Below are 19,306 nucleotides of genomic sequence, written 5' to 3'. Positions count from 1 at the left end.
GAAAAATGCCCGTATCTTGCGATACGGGCATTTTCTTTAACCGGCCAGCAGAATGCTAGGTTTTCACACAGTCTGATGTCGGGAGCCTCTTCGTTCAGCGCATCGACTTACATGTTCGGGTAAGTCGGTCCACCAGCACCTTCCGGCGTGACCCAGGTGATGTTCTGCGCAGGGTCCTTGATGTCACAGGTCTTGCAGTGCACGCAGTTCTGGGCGTTGATCTGGAAGCGCTTTTCGCCGTCTTCCTTGGTGATCACTTCGTATACGCCGGCCGGGCAGTAGCGCTGCGCTGGTTCGTCGTACAGCGGCAGGTTTTTGCTGATCGGAATGCTCGGATCGGTCAGCTTCAGGTGGCAGGGCTGCTCTTCTTCGTGGTTGGTGCCGGAGATGAACACCGAACTCAGTTTGTCGAAGCTCAGCTTGCCGTCGGGTTTCGGGTAATCGATCTTCTTGCAGTCGGCCGCCAGCTTGAGGTAGGCGTAGTCCGGCTTGGTGTCGCGCAGGGTGAACGGCAGCTTGCCGCCGAAGATGTTCTGGTCGAGCCAGTTGAAACCGCCGCCGATGATCGCGCCGTATTTGTGGATCGCCGCGCCGAAGTTGCGGCTGGCAAACAGTTCTTCGTGCAGCCAGCTGTTCTTGAATGCGTCGACATAAGTGGTCAATTCGACTGTGCAGTCTTGCTCGGCGAACAGCGCATCAGCGACCGATTCAGCGGCGAGCATGCCGGACTTCATTGCGGTGTGGCTGCCTTTGATCTTGGCGAAGTTCAGCGTGCCGAGGTCGCAACCGATCAGCGCGCCGCCCTTGAAGACCATTTTCGGCAGCGAGTTCAGGCCGCCCTTGGCAATGGCGCGGGCACCGTAGCTGATGCGCTTGCCGCCTTCCAGATACTGCGCGAGTACCGGGTGATGCTTGAGGCGCTGGAATTCGTCGAACGGCGACAGGTAGGTGTTGCTGTAGGACAGGTCAACGATCAGGCCGACGACCACCTGGTTGTTTTCCAGGTGGTAGAGGAACGAGCCGCCGGTGTTCTCGGTGCCCATGATGTCCAGCGGCCAGCCGGCGGTATGCACCACCAGGCCTGGCTGGTGTTTTGCCGGGTCGATTTCCCAGATTTCCTTCAGGCCTATACCGTAGTGTTGAACGTCGGCATCGCTGTCGAGGTTGTAGCGCTTGATCAGTTGCTTGCCGATGTGGCCACGGCAGCCTTCAGCGAACAGCGTGTACTTGCCGCGTAGTTCCATGCCCGGGGTGTACAGGCCTTCTTTCGGGTTGCCCTCGCGGTCGACGCCCAGATCACCGGTAATGATTCCGCGCACTACGCCGTTTTCGTCGATCAGCGCTTCCTGGGCGGCGAAGCCGGGATAGATTTCCACACCGAGGTTCTCGGCCTGCTGGGCCAGCCAGCGGCACAGGTTGCCCAGCGAAATAATGTAGTTGCCTTCGTTGTGCATGGTCTTGGGCACAAAGAAGTCTGGAATTTTCTGCGCGCTTTCGGCGTTTTTCAGCACGAAAATGTCATCGCGAACGACCGGCGTGTTCAGCGGCGCGCCAAGTTCTTTCCAGTCCGGGAACAGTTCGTTCAGGGCGCGCGGTTCAAACACCGCACCGGAGAGGATGTGTGCGCCGACTTCGGAGCCTTTTTCGACCACGCAGACGCTGATTTCCTTACCGGCGTCAGCGGCCTTCTGCTTCAAGCGGCAGGCGGCGGACAGACCAGCGGGGCCGGCACCGACGATGACGACGTCGAATTCCATGTATTCGCGTTCCACAGGCTATCTCCTACTCAAGGCTCAACAGTTTTTTTCTAATTTGGAGGTTTGATGTCGCATCCGTATTGCCTTTACGTTAACGTCAAAGGGAATATTGGCGAATCCACCTTTCTCTCTAGGCGGCGCATTATATCTACACCACTCTCAGCGTCCAATACAAACGTTTGTTTGAATCGGCTCCAGCCCAGAGAAATCAAAGAAGCGCGGCTTATGAATGGTCATTTTGCTGTATTGACCGGAATAGGTGTTCCGGTCAAGATACGGGCGGTTTTGCGCTAGTCGTAAGCAGACTGGCGGTTTCAAGAGCACCTCTAAAGGCAGGGCGCAGGCAGCGTCAGGTGATGCGCAGCGCAGCTTGGGCGCGCAGTTTACACCGCGTGAAGATCGATGACTGCTCAGTCACCCCTGACGAACGGTTATCAGCCTTTGTAACGTGCAATCACCCGGCAGACCCGTCGGCGTTTTTAGAGGTGCCCTTTTAGCCTGATGAGCATCAACCGCCAGGTTCGCCTAGGCGACTTTCTTTTCACCGGAGAGTAACGAGGAATCCATGAAGGTTCTTGTAGCTGTCAAACGCGTTGTGGATTACAACGTCAAGGTTCGCGTCAAGGCGGACAATTCCGGCGTAGACCTCGCCAACGTCAAGATGTCGATGAACCCGTTCTGCGAAATCGCAGTGGAAGAAGCCGTACGCCTGAAAGAAAAAGGTGTTGCGACTGAAATCGTCGTCGTCTCCATCGGCCCGTCCACCGCTCAGGAACAGCTGCGTACTGCACTGGCTCTGGGTGCCGACCGCGCCATCCTCGTCGAATCCGCTGAAGACCTGACCTCGCTCGCCGTGGCCAAGCTGCTCAAGGCTGTGGTCGACAAGGAACAGCCTCAACTGGTGATCCTCGGCAAACAGGCCATCGACAGCGACAACAACCAGACCGGCCAGATGCTTGCTGCACTGAGCGGCTACGGTCAGGGCACGTTCGCCTCGAAAGTCGAAGTCTCCGGCGACAGCGTTGCCGTGACCCGCGAAATCGACGGCGGCGCGCAGACCGTTTCGCTGAAACTGCCGGCCATCGTCACCACCGACCTGCGTTTGAACGAGCCGCGCTACGCGTCCCTGCCAAACATCATGAAAGCCAAGAAGAAGCCTCTCGAAGTGCTGACTCCGGACGCTTTGGGCGTTTCCACCACCTCCACCAACAAGACCCTCAAAGTCGAAGCGCCGGCTGCACGCAGCGCGGGCATCAAGGTCAAGTCGGTGGCTGAACTGGTCGAGAAACTGAAAAACGAAGCGAAGGTAATCTGACATGACTATCTTGGTAATCGCTGAACACGACAACAAAGTGCTGGCCCCGGCCACGCTGAACACCGTGGCTGCCGCGGCCAAAATCGGCGGCGACATCCACGTTCTGGTAGCCGGTCAGGGCGCAGGCCCAGTGGCTGACGCCGCGGCGAAAATCGCTGGCGTGAGCAAAGTTCTCAACGCTGACAACGCCGCTTACGCGCATCAGCTGCCGGAAAACGTAGCGCCGCTGGTTGCAGAGCTGGGCGCTGGGTACAGCCACATCCTGGCCGCCGCCACCTCCAACGGTAAAAACATCCTGCCGCGCGTTGCTGCTGCGCTGGACGTTGACCAGATCTCCGAGATCATCTCGGTCGAAAGCGCTGACACCTTCAAGCGCCCGATCTATGCCGGTAACGCCATCGCTACCGTGCAATCGACCGCTGCGATCAAAGTCATCACCGTGCGTGCCACCGGTTTCGACCCGGTTGCCGCTGAAGGTGGTTCGGCGGCCGTTGAAGCCGTGGGTGCTGCGCACGACGCCGGTACTTCGAGCTTCGTCAGCGAAGAGCTGGCCAAGTCCGACCGTCCGGAACTGACCGCTGCCAAGATCGTCGTTTCCGGCGGTCGCGGCATGCAGAACGGTGACAACTTCAAACACCTGTACGCGCTGGCCGACAAGCTCGGCGCTGCTGTGGGCGCCTCGCGCGCTGCGGTCGACGCAGGTTTTGTACCGAACGACATGCAGGTTGGCCAGACCGGCAAGATCGTTGCGCCTCAGCTGTACATCGCCGTCGGTATCTCCGGCGCGATCCAGCACCTGGCCGGCATGAAAGACTCCAAAGTGATCGTGGCGATCAACAAGGACGAAGAAGCGCCGATCTTCCAGGTGGCCGATTACGGCCTGGTGGCGGATCTGTTCGAAGCAATCCCTGAGCTGGAGAAGCTGGTCTAATCCGGCGGCTTCACTTATAAAGAGCCCGGCCTGATGGTCGGGCTTTTTTTTGTTTCGGATTTGACTGGGAGCGTTTCGCCATGGATCTGCGTCGCAGGTTGTTATTGGGATTGATCCTGTTACCGGGCGTGGCCGTGGCCGCCGGCAAGTGCGAGCGCCTCGTCGTCACCGGCAGCCCGGACGCGCCGCCGTACCTGTGGCAGGATCCGCAGAATCCGAAGCTGTTGATCGGTGCCAGCGCCGATCTGTTGCAGCACGTCGCCAAGGACCTCGGTATCAAGGTCGAATTGCTTTATGCCGGCAAACGCGCGCAAGCCCTCGATGAAGTGCGCAGCGGGCGCATGGACCTGCTGGCCGACGCGCCGCTGGTCGTCAACGAGCTGGAAAACCTCGACTACATCCATCCGCCGTTGCTGGAAAATGACTACCTGGTGTGGACGCGCAAAGGCTCGACGTTGCTGTACGGCGAAGCCATGGACTTGCGCGGGCACACCGGCGGTGTGTCGGAAAAGTCTCGAATGACCCAGGCATTCGGCACTTTCGCCGAGCAGAATCTGACCCTTACCCGGACAGCCAACCTCACCCAGGCCTTTCAGAAATTGCTGCTGGGCGAAGTTGAATATGTACTCGCCGGACGTTACTCAGGCATGGCCGCGGCGCAGGCACTGGGCATGACCGAGGACCTGCTGGCCTTCGAACAACCGATCGATCGACCGGGCCTGTTCCTCGCGGTTTCCCATAACTCGGCCTGCAACGATCCGTGGTTGCGCGGACAGCTGGCAAAAAAGATGACAGAATTGCCCGCGTCCGGACTGACGGAAGCCGCGCTGCAACGCAACATCGAGCGCTGGAAGGCGCAGCAGCAACAGCCGCCACAACCTGTCAGTGCCCCAAAACAGTAGGGATTCTTAGTGAGTATTCGACCTCTTTTCGCGGCGGTGGCCGTGCTGGCCCTGGCCGGCTGCGCAACCGATCCGGCACCTAACGAACAAATGCGTTTGACCGAACAGGCCATCGCCCAGGCCAAGGCTGTCGGTGCAACGGCCGACGAAGTCCCGCAAATGCAACTGGCCGAAACCAAGTACAACCGGGCCAAAGGCAACATGGCAGACGAGTCCTATCGCAATGCGCGCATGCGCGCCGAACAGGCCGAACTGGATGCCCGTCTGGCCGAAGCCAAGGTGCTGACGCAAAAAAGCGAAGAACAACTGAACGTGCTCAATACCCGCATCGTCCGCCTGCGCAAGCAACTGCAACTCGGGGAGGCCCAATGAGCCTCAAATCCAGTGTATTCGGCGCCTTGCTCCTCGCCGGTTGCGCGAGCCTCTACGGCTGCGCCGGCCAGCACAGCGAAGCGGCCCTGCAACAGGCCGGTGCCGACTTCCAGAAAGTCAAAGAAGACTCCAACGTGCTGCGCATCGCGCCGAAAGACGTGATCCGTGCCGGAGAATCGCTGGCGCGTGCCGATCGCTTGTCGACCTATTGGGGCAGTGGTTCGGACGTGGTGCATTACGCCTACCTGAGCCAGCGCTACAGCGAAATCGCCCGTGAGCACACCAATCAGGTGCTCAACGAAGAGCGTGCAGCCAAGCTCGAACTGGAACGCCAGCGCCTGCAGCTGGCCCTGCGCGAGTCGAAACTGCTGAGCGTGCAACAGCAGGGCAAGTGGCTCGAAGAACAAATCGTTGCGCTCGCTACCACGCAAACCGATCGTGGTCTGGTAATGACCCTGGGCGACGTGTTGTTCGACACCGGCCAGGCCGAGCTGAAGAACTCCGCCAACCGCGTGGTGCTGAAGATCGTGCAGTTTTTGCAGCTGAATCCGAAACGCGTGGTGCGCATCGAGGGCTACACCGACAGCACGGGCGGCAAACAGGAAAACCTCAAGCTGTCCCGCGACCGCGCACAATCGGTGGCCGATGTGCTGATCGATTTGGGTATCGACGAAAAACGCATCCAGGTCGAAGGTTACGGCGACGAATATCCCGTGGATGCCAACGCGTCCGAACGCGGACGGGCGCAGAATCGGCGCGTGGAGATTGTTTTCTCCGACGAGAAGGGCCAGCTCGGCGCCGCCCGCTGAGGGCGGCGTCATTGGGAAGCCCGGCCTGTGATGCAGAGCCGGGCTTTTTTTCGTCTGTCGACTGGCGCGCAAAACAGTACAGACAGGGGCTGACACCGCACTGTATGGTCGACTAAAGTGGCAACTGTCCCAGTACACTTCCCAACTGTTCCGGTATTGTTTTACACAAGAATAAAATGCCCGTGAAATCGAGTGCTGCGTCATGACCAATCTCTTGCTTTACCAGCGTATTGCTCAGCAACTGGCCGAAGACATCCGCCGCGGTGTCTATCAACCGGGAGAGCGCGTGCCTTCGGTGCGCAAGATGAGTTCGCAGCTCAATGTCAGTCATGCGACGGTGTTGCAGGCGTATGCCAACCTTGAAGATCAGGGGCTGATCCGCGCTCGTCCACAGTCCGGTTACTACGTCCACCAGACGCCCGCACTGACGGCGCCGACCCCGGACATCGCGCGGGTCGAACGGCCAGGACTGGTTACCCGCAGCAGCATCATTCAGCAGGTCCTGGTCGAGTCTCGCCGCGAGGGCGTGTTCCCGTTGGGCGCCGCGGTGCCCAGTGTCGATTATTTGCCGGTCCGTGCGCTGCATCAGCAACTGGCCAAGGTCACACGTTTTCATAGTCCGCGGGCGTTCAGCTATATGTTCAGCCCGGGATTCGAGCCGCTGCGGCGGCAAGTCGCGATTCGCATGCGTGACGCCGGCGTAGTGGTCGACCCCTCGGAAGTGGTGATCACCCACGGCTGCGTCGATGCCCTGCAGATGTCATTGCGCGTACTGACCCGGCCGGGCGATCTGATCGCGGCCGAATCGCCGACCTACTACGGGCTGCTGCAACTGGCTGATCTGCTGGGCCTGAAAGTCATCGAGATTCCCAGCGATCCGGCCACTGGCATGAGCCTTGAAGCGTTGCAACTGGCCGCCAACCAATGGTCGATCAAGGCACTGGTGCTGACCACACGGCTGAGTAATCCGCTGGGCGGCACCATGCCCGAAGAGCGGCAGAAACAACTGCTGCGGCTGGCCTCGGATTTCGATATCCAGATTGTCGAAGACGATATTTACGGTGAATTGATGTTCGAGCAGGGCCGCACCAAGGCCCTCAAGGCCTACGACCGGCTTGATCGAGTGATTTACTGTTCGAGCTTCTCCAAGACGTTGTCGCCCGGCGTGCGCATCGGCTGGATGATCGCCGGCAAGTATCAGCAGGAAATCCAGCGCTTGCAGACATTCAGTACCCATTCGGCCTGCAGCGTGACGCAGATGGCCATCGCCGCCTACCTTGAGAACGGCGGCTATGACCGGCATTTACGGTACATCCGTCAGGAATACCGAAAAAATCTCAGTGCTTTCCAGCTGGCGGTGCAGCAACACTTCCCCGAAGGCACGCAAATGTCCCGGCCCACGGGCGGTTTCATCCTGTGGGTGAGCTTGCCGGGGCGGGTTAACACGCAGGAATTGCATGTCCGCGCGTTGCAGCAGGGCATCAGCATCGCGCCGGGGCTGATCTTCAGTAATACCGAGCAGTTCAACCACTGCATCCGCCTGAACTGCGGGATCCCCTGGAACCGCGAGGCGGAGAGGGCGTTGATGACACTCGGGTTGCTGGCGACCCAACTGTGTCAGGAAACGGCTGGCGGATTCTGAACGAGCGGCAGGTCAGACTTGTCTTGTCGCGCACAACAGGCGAGCATGTGGCCCTCTGCCGTTAGTCTTGTTGGGTCCATGAAAGCGATTGTTCCTGCCGCGTGGGTATTGCTGGGTTTACTGGTGATGGGTCAGGCACCCGGTGTCATGGCGGCTGCTCCCCAGGAAAAGCCGGCAGCGACCCATACGACCAACAAGGCCGTCAAGACCGCGGCACCGGTGAAGAAAGCCCAGTCCAAAAAAGCTACCCCGGCAAAGAAGCGACGCCCGGTAGCTTCCAAGTCGAAATCTGCCAGCGAAGTGGCGAAAACCAAATTGCCGCCGGCAAAACTCGATCTCAGCCTGCCCAAAGACATGGTTGAGGAATTGAAACCCAAGGGCGCAGTGGAATTGCCCAAGCGCGAGGCAATCCTGCCGCAGATGTTTGGCGAAAAAGACAGCGGCTTCCAGCTCAACGGCCGTTTGCTCAGCAACGAAATGCAATTGCAACTGCGTGAAGAACGCCGCGAAGTCGAAGGCGCTGCCCTGGATTTCGAATTCAAACAGTGACTAACAGCCACCTCTGACCCGCAGAACAGACGCTTTGCCTGTGACTGCGCAGTCACTTTCAGTTATCGCGCAAAACCCGGCTCAGGCAATTTGAAACAGCCGTTTTAGCGGTTACTCTGTGCCCCGTCTCCTTTAACACATCGTCCCGTCGCGAGGATTGGTTCGTCATGAAATGCCGTGAAGGCTGTGGCGCTTGCTGCATTGCCCCCTCCATCAGTTCGCCGATCCCCGGCATGCCCGATGGCAAACCTGCCGGTGAACGTTGCGTGCAACTCTCGGTCGATAACCTGTGCAATATTTTCGGTCGCCCGGAACGCCCGCCGGTCTGTTCAGGGTTCGCTGCGGATGTTGAAGTCTGTGGCGCCAGCTCGGAAGAGGCGATCAGGTTGATCGGCTGGTGGGAGCGAATGACCGCGGCGTGATGTGTCAAACGAACGGAACTTCAACAATAAGGAATAAGACTATGGGTTCGCTGCATCGTATCGCCGTGTTGTGTGGATTGACCGCTGTGCTCGCCACCTCGATTGCTCAGGCTGAGGACTGGAAAGTCGCCAAGAACGAAGAGGGCATCAAGGTTTCCCTGAGCGAAGTGCCAGGTTCGGACTACAAGGCCTATCAGGGCGTTGCGCTGATGAAGACCACCGTCGCCAAACTGCGCGCCTTGCAGGAAGATGTCGCAGGTGCATGCGCCTGGATTCACGAGTGCAAGTCCCAGAAGCTGCTCAAGCATGAAGGCGATCAGAGCTGGACCTATTCTCAGTTCAATACGCCATGGCCGGTGACCCCGCGTGACTCGGTGTTGAAGATCACCACCCTTGAAGGCGCTGACGGCAGTCTGACCCGCAACCTTGAAGGCGTGCCGACCTATCTGCCGGAAGAGAAAGGCTTTGTGCGTGTCACCGAAGTCAAAGGCTTCTGGAAATTCGTGCCCAAGGGCGATCAGGTCGAAGTGACCTATCAGGTGCACACCAATCCTGGCGGCAGTGTGCCGGCGATGGTGGCTAACAAGTTCGTTGTCGACGCGCCGTTTAACACGCTCAAAGCGCTGAAAGAACGCGCCGAGAAATAATTGCCGCACCGACTGCAAAACGCCCCGACCGGTTCGGGGCGTTTTGTTTGGTCTTTATATTGTGTTTCCGGATATGCGTTGCACGAAATTTTCACAAAGTGTCCAAGACAATTCGCCCGCACTTTTGCACGTTGTCTCGCCTGTGCTGCTTTAAATGAAAGTGTCAGCGGGCAGGGCAGTAATCAATGGCAATGGTGTGGATGATCGTGCAACATTTGCGCACTGCGCACGCCCCGGGGTCTGGAATGACCAATAGAGGGCATGGCGCCGCTGTATTTTTGCAACTTCAACTTCCAATGGGTCCTAAAACGACATGGCAAACCCGGACGCCCTGAATCAGCAGCGATCTTCTGCTCGCCTGCTGCAACCGACCGTCAAATCGCATCTGGCCTACACGCTGCTTTGTGCGCTGGTCATGATGGTGATGTTTTCCGTGCTGCGCCTCGCGCTGCTGGTCTACAACCGCGAGATGATCCTCGACACTCCGGCTTCGACGTTCCTTGAAGCCTTCGCCAATGGCCTGCGTTTTGACCTGCGCCTGGTGGTCTACCTGTGCATTCCGCTGGTGCTGTCGCTGTTCAGCGCCCGCGCCATGGCGGCACGCGGCTTCTTCCGTCTGTGGCTGACGGTCGCTTCGAGCATCGCGCTGTTCCTCGGCCTGATGGAGATGGACTTCTACCGCGAGTTCCACCAGCGCCTCAACGGCCTGGTGTTCCAGTACGTGAAAGAAGACCCGAAAACCGTGATGAGCATGCTCTGGTACGGTTTCCCGGTGGTGCGCTATCTGCTGGCGTGGGTCATCGGCACGGTCATTCTGACCCTGGCGTTCAAGGGCGCCGACCGCGCCACACGTCCGCGCGGGCCATTCAGCGGCGGCAGCGTCAGCAGCCGTCAGGTGGCGCCGTGGTACACCCGTCTGGCGGTGTTCGTGGTTTGCCTGCTGATCTGCGTGGTTGCCGCGCGTGGCACCCTGCGTCAGGGCCCGCCCATGCGTTGGGGCGACGTCTACACCACCGATTCGAACTTCGCCAACCAGCTCGGCCTCAACGGCACGCTGTCACTGATCGCCGCCGCCAAATCGCGCATGGGCGAGGACCGTGACAACATCTGGAAAGCCACGCTGCCGCAAGAACAGGCGCAGCAAGTGGTGCGCGACATGCTGGTGATGGCCGACGAGAAACTGGTCGATGCCGACATCGCCGCGGTGCGCCGCGACTACACGCCACCGGCCGACAAGACCCTGCCGATCAAGAACGTCGTCGTGATCCTGATGGAAAGCATGGCCGGTCACTCGGTGGGTGCGCTGGGTGCGCCGGGCAATATCACTCCGTATCTGGACAAGCTGTCGAAAGAGGGTCTGCTGTTCGACCGTTTCTTCTCCAACGGCACCCACACCCACCAGGGCATGTTCGCGACCATGGCCTGCTTCCCCAATCTGCCAGGTTTCGAATACCTGATGCAGACCCCGGAAGGCAGCCATAAGCTGTCGGGCCTGCCGCAGTTGCTCAGCGCCCGTGACTACGACGACGTCTATGTCTACAACGGTGACTTCGCCTGGGACAACCAGTCGGGTTTCTTCAGCAACCAGGGCATGACCAACTTCGTTGGCCGTAACGACTTCGTCAACCCGGTGTTCTCCGATCCGACCTGGGGTGTGTCCGACCAGGACATGTTCGATCGTGGCCTGCAGGAGCTCAAGGCGCGGGAGAACGGCAAGCCGTTCTATGCGCTGCTGCAGACCCTGTCCAACCACACGCCATATGCCTTGCCAACGCCATTGCCGGTCGAGCGCGTCACTGACCGTGGCAGCCTCAACGAACACCTGACTGCCATGCGCTACTCCGACTGGGCGCTGGGGCAGTTCTTCGAGAAGGCGCGCAAAGAGAAGTACTTCAACGAAACCCTGTTTGTCATCGTCGGCGATCACGGCTTCGGCAACGAGCGCCAGATCACCGAGATGGACCTGGGCCGCTTCAACGTACCGATGCTGATGATTGCGCCGGGCATCCAGGAAAAATTCGGCACCCGTGACCACACCGTAGGCACGCAGACCGATATCGTGCCGACCATCATGGGTCGTCTCGGTGGCGAAGTGCGTCACCAGTGCTGGGGCCGCGATCTGCTCAACCTGCCGCAAGGCGATACCGGTTTCGGCGTGATCAAACCGTCGGGCAGCGAGCAGACCACCGCCATCGTCACGGCCGATCAGATTCTTGTGCTGCCGCGTGACAAGGACATGGGGCCGAAGATCTGGCAATACCAGCTCGGTGCCAATCCACACGCCGAAGTGGTGCCCAATGCACCGCGTACCGCTGAACTCAAACTCAAGCTGGAGTCGTTCCTGCAAACGGCGACCAAGAGTCTGATGGATAACACCGCCGGTGTGATCCATGGCAAACCGGACTGATGACTCGGTAAAGTCCATGCAATAAAAAAGAGGCCCTTGAAAAGGGCCTCTTTTTTTACCGCTTCAAATCGTCATATCTTGCCGAGTAACAACAGCACCAGCAGCACGACCAACACCACGCCGATAATGCCCGACGGGCCATAACCCCAACTTCTGGAGTGCGGGAAGACCGGCAGACCACCGATCAGCAACAGGATCAGGATGATGATTAGAATTGTGCCCATGGGTGATTTCCTTGTTCAGAGTCTGGAAGAGTCTTGATGCTCAGTGGGCAGCTGGAGAGCAACTAAATTCCAGCCGGCTTACATGTTCCGACGTGTCCCAATGAAAAAAAATTCAATGTTTTTTTAATGTATTTGGATTGCTCGGTTATTTCGTTTTGAGCGAAAAGATCGCAGCCTCGTTGCACGCGACAGCGCCTACAGGGATTCATCGAAAATTAGCGCAGGCGCTGATCTTTTGATCCTGCATTCAGCAATCTGATGGAGCGTGGGCGCGCACGCTTCCTTCGCTACACTCCGCGCATCTTCCCCGGAACAACAAGGCTGTCTGTTATGCAAAATCGCATGATGATCACTGGCGCAGGCTCAGGCCTGGGTCGCGAAATCGCACTGCGCTGGGCGCGCGAAGGCTGGCACCTGGCCTTGTCCGACGTCAGCGAGCCCGGCCTGCAGGAAACCCTGAAAATGGTCCGCGAGGCGGGGGGCGACGGTTTTATCCAGCGCTGCGACGTGCGCGATTACAGCCAGCTCACCGCGTTCGCCCAAGCCTGCGAAGAGAAGCTTGGCGGCATCGACATCATCGTTAATAACGCCGGTGTGGCCTCGGGTGGTTTCTTCAGTGAACTGTCGCTGGAAGACTGGGACTGGCAGATCGCGATCAACCTGATGGGGGTGGTCAAAGGCTGCAAAGCGTTCTTGCCGCTGCTGGAGCAAAGCAAGGGCAAGATCATCAACATCGCGTCCATGGCCGCCTTGATGCAAGGCCCGGCCATGAGTAACTACAACGTGGCCAAGGCCGGCGTGGTGGCGTTGTCGGAAAGTCTGTTGATTGAACTGGCACAGCAGGAAGTGGCCGTGCACGTGGTCTGTCCATCGTTCTTCCAGACCAACTTGCTTGACTCTTTCCGTGGTCCGACCCCGGCCATGAAAGCGCAGGTCGGTAAACTGCTGGAAAGTTCACCAATCAGCGCCGCCGACATTGCCGACTACATTTATCAGCAAGTTGCCGCTGGCGAATTCATGATTCTGCCCCACGAACAAGGGCGCATGGCCTGGGCCATCAAACAGAAAAACCCGCAACTGCTCTACAACGAAATGACCACCATGGCCGATAAAATGCGCGCCAAGGCCAAACAAAACAACGCTTGATCTTGTTCCCAGCACGCCGCGTCGTTAGGGTGACCGCCATGGCCACCCTGTCGAGACGCATCAATGCTCAATTACCTGTGGTTCTTCCTTGCGGCGTTGTTTGAAATCGCCGGTTGTTTCGCTTTTTATCTGTGGTTGCGTCAGGGCAAAAGCGCCTTATGGGTGATTCCCGCAGTGCTCAGTCTGACTGTGTTTGCGCTGTTACTCACCCGCGTCGAAGCCGCTTACGCCGGTCGTGCCTATGCCGCTTATGGCGGGATTTATATCGTCGCCTCGATCGGCTGGCTGGCGGTGGTGGAGCGCGTGCGTCCTTTGGGATCGGACTGGATCGGTATGGCGCTGTGCGTCATCGGCGCCAGTGTGATTCTGTTCGGGCCGCGATTTTCCGCCGCTTGAGGTGTTTGTGGGAAGCGTCTGAAGGCTTGGTTCTGTCTGGTGTGTAGGGCAAAACTGATTTGTCGGCTACGGATTGTGCAGCGCCGCCAAGCCGCGCATCTTCAGGGTTTGTTAATCCTGAAGGACGAATCCCATGCTTGTACTCAGCCGTGTTGTCGGTGAGCTGATTTCAATCGGAGACGACATTACCTTGCGCGTGCTGTCGGTGAACGGTGGCAGTGTGCGCTTTGGTGTCGAGGCACCGCAGGAGGTCAATGTGCACCGCGCGGAAGTTTACCAGCGCATCCAGCGCAAACGCGCCGTCGAAAAGGCCCGCTGAGGGCCTCAGTCGAAAAGATGTTTGGGCACGTCGTGCTTGAGCATCAGTTGACACTGCTCGCTTTCCGGGTCGAAGACGATCAGCGCCTGGCCTTTGGTCAGCGCCTGCCGCACGCGCAATACGCGGGTTTCCAGCGGCGTGTCGTCGCCATTGTCGGTGCCGTCGCGGGTGACGAAATCCTCGATCAGGCGGGTGAGGGTGTCGACTTCAAGAGCGTCGTAGGGAATGAGCATGGGCACCTCGGCTGGATCAATGGCGCGATGCTACGGCGATTGGGTTTTGTCTGCCAGTTTTCTAGCCTGTGCCGGCCCGTTCGCGAGCAGGCTCGCTCCCACATGGAAGTATGGTCTCCTGTGGGAGCGAGCCTGCTCGCGAAAGCGTCAATACGGATCAACTGTCGGAACGCTGCCCCACCAGACTGTCCACCGAAGGCACCCGGGTGTCGCTTTCCATCTGCGTTTCATGTTCGATCTGGTGGCTGAAGCGGTCGAGCGACGCATTGGCTGGCGCCGCATCGCTGGCAAACACCGGCGGGCTGAGAATGTAGGCCCCGAGCAAACGGCTCAGCGCCGCCAGACTGTCGATGTGCGTGCGTTCATAGCCGTGGGTCGCATCGCAGCCGAAGGCGAGCAGGGCGGTGCGGATGTCGTGGCCGGCTGTCACCGCCGAGTGCGCGTCACTGAAGTAGTAGCGGAACAGATCCCGGCGCACCGGCAGTTCATGCTCACCGGCCAGGCGCAGCAGATGCCGGGACAAGTGATAGTCGTAAGGCCCGCCGGAGTCCTGCATCGCCACACTGACGGCATGTTCGCTGGAGTGCTGGCCCGGCGCGACCGGCGCAATGTCGATGCCGACGAACTCACTGACGTCCCACGGCAGCGCCGCCGCGGCGCCACTGCCGGTTTCCTCGGTGATGGTGAACAGCGGATGGCAGTCGATCATCAGTTCCTGCCCGCTGTCGACGATGGCTTTGAGTGCGGCGAGCAGCGCCGCGACCCCCGCCTTGTCATCCAGGTGGCGCGCGCTGATGTGGCCGCTTTCGGTGAATTCCGGCAGCGGGTCGAAGGCGACGACGTCGCCGATGCTGATGCCCAGGGACTCGCAATCGGCCTTGGTTGCGCAATAGGCGTCCAGGCGCAGTTCGACGTGATCCCAACTGATCGGCATCTCATCGACCTGGGTATTGAAGGCGTGTCCAGAGGCCAGCAAGGGCAGGACACTGCCGCGAATCACGCCGTTGTCGGTGAACAGGCTGACGCGACTGCCCTCGGCAAAACGGCTCGACCAGCAGCCGACCGGGGCGAGGGTCAGGCGGCCATTGTCCTTAACCGCGCGCACGGCAGCGCCGATGGTGTCCAGGTGGGCCGAAACGGCGCGGTCAGGACTGCTTTTTTTGCCCTTGAGCGTGGCGCGAATGGTCCCGCGGCGGGTCATTTCGAAAGGAATGCCAAGCTCCTCCAGCCGTTCCGCGACATAGCGCACGATGGTGTCGGTGAACCCGGTAGGGCTGGGAATGGCGAGCATTTCCAGGAGGACTTTTTGCAGGTAATTCAGATCCGGTTCAGGGATGTGTGAGGTCATGGTCATGGAAACTCCTGATGGGTTGAGCACACCGATGGTTTCGATGAGAAGGAATGTGCAATGAATTTGAGGCCTCCATCGCGAGCAGGCTCGCTCCTACAGGGGAATGCATTTCAGATGTAGGAGTGAGCCTGCTCGCGATGGCGATGGTGCATTCAGCGCATCAATTTCAAACAGCCGGCTGACTGTGCGGAAACAGCAGATCGACAAACCGCTCCGCCGTCGGCTGCGGTTCATGGTTGGCCAGGCCGGCGCGTTCGTTGGCTTCGATAAATACGTAGTCGGGCTGATCCGCCGCCGGCACCATCAGGTCGAGACCGACCATCGGGATATCCAGCGCCCGCGCTGCGCGCACCGCAGCATCCACCAGCGTGGGATGCAGAATCGCCGTGACATCCTCCAGCGTGCCACCGGTGTGCAGATTGGCCGTGCGCCGCACGAACAAATGCTCGCCCGCCGGCAGAACGCTGTCGTAGCCATAGCCGGACGCCTGTAGCGTGCGCTCGGTTTCCTGATCCATCGGGATTTTGCTCTCGCCACCCGTGGCGGCCTGGCGGCGCCGGCTCTGCGCCTCGATCAGCGCGCGAATCGAATGCTGGCCGTCGCCGACCACTTGCGCAGGCTTGCGAATCGCCGCCGCAACGACCTCAAAACCAATCACCAGAATGCGCAGGTCGAGCCCCTCGTGAAAGCTCTCCAACAGCACGCGAGCGTCAAATTGCCTGGCGATTTCGATGGCTTGCTGCACCTCTTCAATGCTGCGCAAATCCACCGCCACGCCCTGACCCTGTTCACCGTCGAGAGGTTTGACCACCACCCGCTGATGCTCATCAAGAAACGCCAGGTTGTCGTCGGCATTGCCTGCCAGCTGCTGCGCGGGCAAGTTCAATCCGGCGGCTTTGAGTACTTTATGGGTCAGGCTTTTGTCCTGGCACAGGGTCATGCTGATGGCGCTGGTCAGGTCGCTCAACGATTCGCGGCAACGCACCCGGCGCCCGCCATGGCTGAGGGTGAACAGCCCGGCGTCGGCGTCATCGACCTGCACATCGATGCCGCGCCGATGGGCTTCTTCGACAATGATCCGCGCATACGGGTTGAAGTTGGCTTCCGGCCCCGGGCCGAGAAACAGCGATTGGTTGATGCCATTCTTGCGCTTGATCGCGAAGGTCGGCAGGTTGCGGAACCCCAGTTTCGCGTAGAGGTTTTTCGCCAGGCGATTGTCATGCAGCACCGACAAATCCAGATAGGCCAGGCCGCGACTCATGAAGTGCTCGACCAGATGCCGTACCAACACTTCACCGACGCCGGGACGCGTGCAATGCGGATCGACCGCCAGGCACCACAGGCTGCTGCCGTGTTCCGGGTCGTTGAACGCATTCTGGTGGTTGAGGCCCATGACGCTGCCAATCACTGCGCCGCTGTCTTCATCCTCGGCCAGCCAATACACCGGGCCGCCCTGATGATGCGGGGTGAGTAACTCGGGATCGATCGGCAGCATGCCGCGCGCCTGATACAAACGATTGATGCCTTGCCAGTCCGCCTCGCTCTGCGCGCGGCGAATGCGGAACCCGCGAAACACCCGGGTCGCCTGGCGGTAATCGCTGAACCACAGACGCAAGGTGTCGGACGGATCGAGAAACAATTGCGTCGGTTCCAGGCCCAGAATCTGTTGCGGCGCGGCGACGTACAGCGCGATGTCGCGCTCGCCTGGTTGCTCGTTGAGCAACTCCTGCGCCAGCGAGGCCGGATCAGGAAACGTGTGGCCGATCAGCAGTCGGCCCCAGCCGCAATGCACGGCAATCGGCGCGGTGGCCGGTTCGCTGCCGTCTTCGGCCAGGCGCGCCTGCAAACGTTCATACGAGGGGGACTGACCACGTAGCAGGCGTTGGTTGATGGACGTGGGGTGGGGTTTCATCGATCAGATTCCTTGTTCACTGAGCCACAGGTTCAGGGCCGCCAGTTGCCACAGTTTCGAACCGCGCAACGGGGTCAACTGGCCTTGCGGATCAGTCAAAAGCTTGTCGAGCATGGTCGGGTTGAACAGGCCGCGATCCTGGCTGGGATCAAGCAACAGGTCGCGTACCCAATTGAGCGTGTCGCCCTGCAAGTGCTTGAGGCCCGGTACCGGGAAGTAGCCTTTCTTGCGATCGATCACTTCGCTTGGAATGACTCGACGCGCAGCTTCCTTCAGCACTTGCTTGCCGCCATCGGGCAGCTTGAATTTGCCCGGAACGCGGGCCGACAGTTCGACCAGTCGATAATCCAGAAACGGCGTACGCGCTTCCAGACCCCAGGCCATGGTCATGTTGTCGACGCGTTTGACCGGGTCATCGACCAGCATCACCGTGCTGTCCAGGCGTAAGGCTTTGTCCACCGCGGCATCGGCGCCAGGCTGGGCAAAGTGCTCTTTGACGAAGTCGCCGGCCGCATCGTGGTCGACCAGCCATTTCGGCTGCACGGTCGCCGCGTAGTCGTCGTAGCTGCGATCGAAGAACGCATCGCGATAGGCGACGTAAGGATTCGCCGCGCCGTCGACTTGCGGGTACCAGTGGTAACCGGCGAACAACTCATCCGCGCCTTGGCCGCTCTGTACCACTTTGCAGTGCTTGGCCACTTCCCGGGACAACAGATAGAAAGCGATGCAGTCGTGGCTGACCATCGGCTCGCTCATCGCGCGGAACGCGGCGGGCAGTTGCTCGATGATTTCCTTCTCGTCGATTCGCAACTGATGGTGGCGGGTGCCGTAGTGCCTGGCGATCAGGTCCGAATACTGGAACTCATCGCCGCGTTCGCCACCGGCGTCCTGGAAGCCGATGGAGAAGGTCGACAGGTTCTCAACGCCGACTTCGCGCAGCAGACCGACGAGCATGCTCGAATCGACACCGCCGGACAGCAGCACACCGACGTCGACCGCTGCACGCTGCCGAATCGCCACCGCTTCGCGGGTGCTGTCGAGCACACGATCGACCCAGTCTTCGAGGTTGAGGTTTTTCTCGTCCTCGCGCGGGCCGTAGGGCAGGGTCCACCAGGTTTTCTGTTCGGTGCGGCCATCGGCCTCGACGCGCATCCAGGTGGCTGGCGGCAGTTTTTCGATACCCGCCAGCAGGGTGCGCGGTGCGGGTACCACCGCGTGGAAATTCAGGTAATGGTTGAGCGCTACCGGATCGAGGATCGGGTTGATGTCGCCGCCCTTGAGCAGTGCCGGCAATGCCGAGGCAAACCGCAGGCGTTGCCCGGTCCGCGACAGGTACAACGGCTTGACGCCGAGACGGTCCCGGGCGATGAACAGACGCTGGTTGTCACGCTCCCAAATGGCAAAGGCAAACATACCGTTGAGCTTGGGCAGCAGCGCTTCGCCCCAGGCGTGATAGCCCTTGAGCAACACTTCGGTGTCACCGCCGGAATAGAAGGCGTAACCCAGCGCTTCGAGTTCAGCGCGTAATTCGGGGAAGTTGTAAATCGCCCCGTTGAAGGCCAGTGACAGGCCCAACTGACTGTCGATCATCGGCTGCGCCGAGCCGTCCGACAGGTCCATGATTTTCAGGCGTCGATGGCCCAGGGCAATCGGCCCTTGGGCATGAAAGCCCCACGCGTCAGGGCCGCGAGGCGCCAGGTGATGGGTGATTCGCTCGATGGCTGCAAGGTCTGCAGGTTGTTGATCAAAACGTAACTCGCCAGCTAATCCACACATAAAGTCCTTACCGGTTTTTCCGTTGGGGAGGGGTCAAGCCATACCTCGCGAAAACAGCGGGTACTCAGAAACTGACCCGCCTCGGTAGGTGGAGTTTTAGATCGATAAGTTATAAGCAGGCTTGGCGGACGTGTGCCAGCCGTCACGGGGGGGGGCAACACCGTTTGGCTCAGAGATTTTTCGTCGGGTGGTGGTA

At 59.7% G+C, this 19,306-nt stretch carries 19 protein-coding genes; 13 read left to right on the top strand and 6 right to left on the bottom strand.

What is annotated here, in order from left to right:
• Positions 1 to 107: 107 nt before the first annotated feature.
• Positions 108 to 1,772, bottom strand: a complete 1,665-nt coding sequence (locus HU765_RS16055) for a 4Fe-4S dicluster domain-containing protein (protein ID WP_186621649.1) — start codon at positions 1,770 to 1,772, stop codon at positions 108 to 110.
• Between the two features lie 550 nt (positions 1,773 to 2,322).
• On the opposite strand from HU765_RS16055, the gene HU765_RS16050 reads away from it, so the two are divergent.
• From HU765_RS16050 to HU765_RS16005, 10 genes are all read left to right on the top strand, one after another.
• Positions 2,323 to 3,072 carry an electron transfer flavoprotein subunit beta/FixA family protein gene (locus tag HU765_RS16050; RefSeq protein ID WP_186621647.1) on the top strand — a complete coding sequence of 250 codons (750 nt, stop codon included), beginning with the start codon at positions 2,323 to 2,325 and terminating at the stop codon, positions 3,070 to 3,072.
• A 1-nt stretch (position 3,073) separates the two neighbouring features.
• Entirely contained in the window at positions 3,074 to 4,003 is a 930-nt protein-coding gene (locus tag HU765_RS16045; protein ID WP_186547006.1) for an FAD-binding protein, read from the top strand.
• A gap of 80 nt (positions 4,004 to 4,083) precedes the next feature.
• Complete coding sequence (locus tag HU765_RS16040) at positions 4,084 to 4,905, top strand: transporter substrate-binding domain-containing protein (RefSeq protein ID WP_186621646.1); 822 nt, start codon at positions 4,084 to 4,086, stop codon at positions 4,903 to 4,905.
• Positions 4,906 to 4,914: 9 nt separating this feature from the next.
• Positions 4,915 to 5,277 (top strand): DUF4398 domain-containing protein, encoded by a 363-nt coding sequence (locus HU765_RS16035; RefSeq protein WP_186621645.1) that lies wholly within the window; start codon positions 4,915 to 4,917, stop codon positions 5,275 to 5,277.
• On the top strand, positions 5,274 to 6,086 hold the full coding sequence (locus HU765_RS16030; protein WP_186547009.1) for an OmpA family protein: 813 nt from the start codon (positions 5,274 to 5,276) through the stop codon (positions 6,084 to 6,086). Before HU765_RS16035 ends, HU765_RS16030 begins: the two co-directional genes overlap by 4 nt.
• Positions 6,087 to 6,288: 202 nt before the next feature.
• Entirely contained in the window at positions 6,289 to 7,728 is a 1,440-nt protein-coding gene (locus HU765_RS16025; protein ID WP_024013893.1) for a PLP-dependent aminotransferase family protein, read from the top strand.
• 78 nt (positions 7,729 to 7,806) lie between these two features.
• Positions 7,807 to 8,277, top strand: a complete 471-nt coding sequence (locus HU765_RS16020; protein ID WP_186621644.1) for a translation initiation factor 2 — start codon at positions 7,807 to 7,809, stop codon at positions 8,275 to 8,277.
• 167 nt (positions 8,278 to 8,444) lie between these two features.
• Positions 8,445 to 8,699 (top strand): YkgJ family cysteine cluster protein, encoded by a 255-nt coding sequence (locus tag HU765_RS16015; RefSeq protein ID WP_186547011.1) that lies wholly within the window; start codon positions 8,445 to 8,447, stop codon positions 8,697 to 8,699.
• 41 nt (positions 8,700 to 8,740) lie between these two features.
• The gene (locus tag HU765_RS16010) at positions 8,741 to 9,346 is read left to right on the top strand and encodes an START domain-containing protein (protein WP_186621643.1); all 606 of its coding nucleotides are present in this window, start codon (positions 8,741 to 8,743) and stop codon (positions 9,344 to 9,346) included.
• A 313-nt stretch (positions 9,347 to 9,659) separates the two neighbouring features.
• The gene (locus tag HU765_RS16005) at positions 9,660 to 11,753 is read left to right on the top strand and encodes an LTA synthase family protein (protein WP_186621642.1); all 2,094 of its coding nucleotides are present in this window, start codon (positions 9,660 to 9,662) and stop codon (positions 11,751 to 11,753) included.
• Between the two features lie 71 nt (positions 11,754 to 11,824).
• Here the strand turns inward: HU765_RS16005 and HU765_RS16000 are convergent, their stop codons facing one another.
• On the bottom strand, positions 11,825 to 11,977 hold the full coding sequence (locus HU765_RS16000; protein WP_003183939.1) for a DUF3309 family protein: 153 nt from the start codon (positions 11,975 to 11,977) through the stop codon (positions 11,825 to 11,827).
• A gap of 330 nt (positions 11,978 to 12,307) precedes the next feature.
• Between HU765_RS16000 and HU765_RS15995 the strand changes: the two genes are divergently transcribed.
• The 3 genes from HU765_RS15995 (at position 12,308) to csrA (ending at position 13,838) form a co-directional block, all read left to right on the top strand.
• On the top strand, positions 12,308 to 13,123 hold the full coding sequence (locus tag HU765_RS15995) for an SDR family oxidoreductase (protein WP_186621641.1): 816 nt from the start codon (positions 12,308 to 12,310) through the stop codon (positions 13,121 to 13,123).
• A gap of 63 nt (positions 13,124 to 13,186) precedes the next feature.
• Complete coding sequence (locus tag HU765_RS15990) at positions 13,187 to 13,519, top strand: YnfA family protein (RefSeq protein WP_186621640.1); 333 nt, start codon at positions 13,187 to 13,189, stop codon at positions 13,517 to 13,519.
• 133 nt (positions 13,520 to 13,652) lie between these two features.
• Complete coding sequence (gene csrA, locus HU765_RS15985) at positions 13,653 to 13,838, top strand: carbon storage regulator CsrA (protein ID WP_186547016.1); 186 nt, start codon at positions 13,653 to 13,655, stop codon at positions 13,836 to 13,838.
• Between the two features lie 5 nt (positions 13,839 to 13,843).
• On the opposite strand, the gene HU765_RS15980 is transcribed toward csrA, so the two are convergent.
• The 4 genes from HU765_RS15980 to HU765_RS15965 all read right to left on the bottom strand — a co-directional run bounded on the left by HU765_RS15980 (position 13,844) and on the right by HU765_RS15965 (position 19,110).
• Positions 13,844 to 14,071, bottom strand: a complete 228-nt coding sequence (locus HU765_RS15980; RefSeq protein WP_003192759.1) for a YheU family protein — start codon at positions 14,069 to 14,071, stop codon at positions 13,844 to 13,846.
• Between the two features lie 157 nt (positions 14,072 to 14,228).
• Positions 14,229 to 15,419 carry an osmoprotectant NAGGN system M42 family peptidase gene (locus HU765_RS15975; RefSeq protein WP_186621653.1) on the bottom strand — a complete coding sequence of 397 codons (1,191 nt, stop codon included), beginning with the start codon at positions 15,417 to 15,419 and terminating at the stop codon, positions 14,229 to 14,231.
• A 169-nt stretch (positions 15,420 to 15,588) separates the two neighbouring features.
• The gene (gene ngg, locus HU765_RS15970; RefSeq protein WP_186621638.1) at positions 15,589 to 17,334 is read right to left on the bottom strand and encodes an N-acetylglutaminylglutamine synthetase; all 1,746 of its coding nucleotides are present in this window, start codon (positions 17,332 to 17,334) and stop codon (positions 15,589 to 15,591) included.
• A 3-nt stretch (positions 17,335 to 17,337) separates the two neighbouring features.
• Complete coding sequence (locus tag HU765_RS15965; protein WP_186621636.1) at positions 17,338 to 19,110, bottom strand: N-acetylglutaminylglutamine amidotransferase; 1,773 nt, start codon at positions 19,108 to 19,110, stop codon at positions 17,338 to 17,340.
• Between the last annotated feature and the right edge of the window lie 196 nt (positions 19,111 to 19,306).

The sequence above is a fragment of the Pseudomonas sp. SWRI81 genome (assembly GCF_014268545.1).
GTDB lineage: Bacteria > Pseudomonadota > Gammaproteobacteria > Pseudomonadales > Pseudomonadaceae > Aquipseudomonas > Aquipseudomonas hamedanensis.
The sequence above is the reverse complement of the archived record's forward strand: the minus strand, read 5'-3'. Positions and strand labels throughout refer to the sequence as shown.